Origin of the sequence: Fictibacillus aquaticus (assembly GCF_002245695.1) — a bacterium.
GTDB lineage: Bacteria > Bacillota > Bacilli > Bacillales > Fictibacillaceae > Fictibacillus > Fictibacillus aquaticus.
Genome location: NZ_NOII01000073.1, coordinates 1 through 3103, shown reverse-complemented (window position 1 = coordinate 3103; position 3103 = coordinate 1). Strand labels below are relative to the sequence as shown.

Sequence of the window (3103 nt, the reverse complement as noted above, 5' to 3'; positions counted from 1 at the left end):
TTAAGATTATTTTATATGTCCATTTGTACTTTATGCTTGAGGTTACATTTTTCAACATCTCTTTCTTTGTTGCCAACATTATAATAAGCACAGTTATCTTATCATTAAAATTTTGCGTTAAGCCATGCTTGAGATAGGTGTTTTCCTGTACATTGGTTGGAGGATGCAGATGATAGCATTCCTTACGAACACTTTTTAGGGGTTTAAAGAGCTATAAGTACTGATATAAGAAAAGACATGCCACAAAATTTCGGGCATGTCTTTTTTACACTTTAGAAAAGTATAATTCTTTTACAAGGTAAGGGTGACTTAGAGGTTTGGCGCCAGTTTTATCATATTTGAATTTGTTGGGCTTTTGTATTATGTTCGCCATGTCCAGCAGACATGACCCATACTGACCCCGCGACTACCGTAATCGCTATAAACACCGCAAAAAGAATGTTAGCAGTTTGAATTCGTCCGTTTGAACTTTCTGTCATATGCATGAACATCAAAAGCTGAAGAGCGGCTTGTAAAAAGGCGAAAATATAAATGATTGTAAATATGGTCTTTTGGGAGAAATCAGTATCTAGTGCCACCCATAACGCCATAAGTGTCAGAACCATCGATAAAATATACCCAACAACATGTTTCCATGGGATAGCAACGTAATGTTTAACCATTATTTAACACCATCCCTGTTAGATATACTGATGTGAAAATGAAAATCCATACGACGTCTAGAAAATGCCAATATAGACTCGAGATGAAAACTTTGCTCGCTGTTGTGGGTGTGAGTCCTTTTCTTGCGACTTGAATCAAGATATAGGTGATCCAAACGATACCAAATGTTACGTGAGCACCGTGCGTTCCGACAAGAACGAAAAATCCTGACCATGCGGCACTTGTTCCAATATTGGCACCTTCTTGAATATAAAGGACAAATTCGTGTATCTCAAAACCTAAAAATCCGACACCCAACACCAGAGTAGTGACCATCCAAATAAACAACCCTTTTACATTTTGTCGTCGCATTTGATGGATAGCTAAGCCACAGGTGAAACTGCTTGTTAAGAGTAAAAAGGTTTGGATAAGCAAGCCTTTTACTTCAAAAAGTTCTCCAAGCGAGGGACCATCGGCGATTCTTCCGCTTAATACCATATAAGAGGCGAAAAGAGTGGAGAAAAGTGCGATTTCTGCCCCAAGGAAAATCCAAAATCCAAGTATATTTAACCTTCCAGTTTCTGATTGATACTCTAATGGCGTGTTTTGATCATGTTGAGTCTGTTCCAATATTCACGCCTCCTCTTAAACTGATTTCTGTTCTGTATTCTTTATTTCTTTAACACTTACATAGTAGCCCTTATCATCGATAAATGAGCGAAGAGACAACGTAATAAATACACCGATTAATCCTGCAATACCCATCCAATACCACTCGAAGGCTAATCCAAAGCCGCTGATAAAGAAGCAAACAGACATAATGAACGGAATTCCCGAATTACTAGGCATGTGTATAGGTATATACGTTTCGTTATTAATAATTGTAGATTGTTTGTTTTCTTGCTTTTGTTTCCAAAATGAATCTAAGCCCTTCACTTCAGGAATTTTAGCAAAGTTATAGAATGGTGGAATAGCAGAGGAAGTTGCCCATTCTAAAGTTCGGCCATCCCAAGGATCACCCGTTGTTTCTCGTTTTTCGTAACGGAAACTGTAATACACGTTAAATACAAGTAGAATAAAGGCAATCCCCATCAAAAAGGCTCCAGCCGTTGCGACCAAATTCATGCTGAACCAACCAGTCTCTGCTCCATAAGTTGAAATCCTTCTTGGCATACCATCTAAACCTAAGAAATACATTGGGAAGAAACAAATGTTAAATCCAATTGTAAAGAGCCAGAAACACCATTTTCCAATACGCTCATTGAGCTTATGACCAAACATTTTCGGGTACCAGAAATGAAGTCCTGCGAAACATGCAAATACGGTACCAGCGATAAGAACATAATGGAAATGAGCCACCAAAAAGTACGTATTATGATATTGGTAATCTGCAGCGGCCATTGCGAGCATGACTCCAGTCACTCCACCGATTACAAAGTTTACTATAAAACCTAGTGACCATAGCATAGGAACGGTAAAACGAATTCTTCCTTTATACATTGTGAACAGCCAATTGAATATCTTCACCCCTGTTGGTACCCCGATTAACATTGTCGTTATCGAAAAAAAGGAATTCACGAGTGCACCAGAGCCCATAGTGAAAAAGTGATGGACCCATACGACAAAGCTCAAACCGGCTATCACGAGCATGGAATGAACCATTGCCTTGTAACCAAAAAGAGTTTTTCTCGAAAACGTACTTATAATCTCGGAAAACATTCCGAACGCAGGCAGAATGACTATATAAACTTCAGGGTGCCCCCAGAGCCAGAAAAGATTAGCCCAAAGCATATCCATACCACCACTTTGAAGCGTAAAGAAGTGGCTTCCGAACAGCCGGTCAAACGTCATTAACGCAAGTGCCACAGTTAGAATTGGAAAAGCAAATACAATAATAATACAAGTTACGAGAGCAGACCACGTAAACATCGGCATATGAAACAATCTCATACCTTTTGCACGCATCTTAAAGATTGTGACTAAAAAATTGATTCCTGTTAAGAGCGTTCCTATACCGGAAATTTGCAGCCCCATCAGATAGTAGTTCTGTCCAGGCCCGGGACTCATTTCATTGCCGGCAAGTGGCATGTAGCTCGTCCAGCCAGCGGAAGGCGATCCTCCGATAACGAATGAGATGTTAAACAACATTGCGCCCATAAAGAATGTCCAGAAACTTACTGCGTTCAGATATGGGAAAGCCACATCTCTAGCACCAATCTGCAGCGGAACGACCACATTAATCAAACCGATCAAGAATGGCATGGCCATAAATATAATCATGATTGTTCCGTGAGTGGTAAATATCTCATTGTAATGCTGAGAATCCAATAATTTATTGTCAGGTACAGCAAGTTGTGCCCTCATAAGCAGAGCGTCAACACCGCCTCTAAACAGCATCAGGATAGCTGAAATGATATACATAATCCCGATTTTTTTATGGTCAACTGTCGTCAGCCATTCT

General features: G+C 39.7%; 3 protein-coding genes. All 3 read right to left on the bottom strand.

From position 1 onward, the window contains the following. Positions 1-332 precede the first annotated feature (332 nt). The gene (qoxD, locus tag CGZ90_RS19775) at positions 333-662 is read right to left on the bottom strand and encodes a cytochrome aa3 quinol oxidase subunit IV (protein ID WP_094254207.1); all 330 of its coding nucleotides are present in this window, start codon (positions 660-662) and stop codon (positions 333-335) included. Further along, the gene (gene qoxC / locus CGZ90_RS19770) at positions 655-1272 is read right to left on the bottom strand and encodes a cytochrome aa3 quinol oxidase subunit III (RefSeq protein ID WP_094254206.1); all 618 of its coding nucleotides are present in this window, start codon (positions 1270-1272) and stop codon (positions 655-657) included. Before qoxC ends, qoxD begins: the two co-directional genes overlap by 8 nt. 15 nt (positions 1273-1287) lie before the next feature. Beyond that, positions 1288-3103 (bottom strand): cytochrome aa3 quinol oxidase subunit I (gene qoxB, locus CGZ90_RS19765; protein WP_106408333.1); only part of this gene is annotated, 1816 nt, incomplete at its 5' end.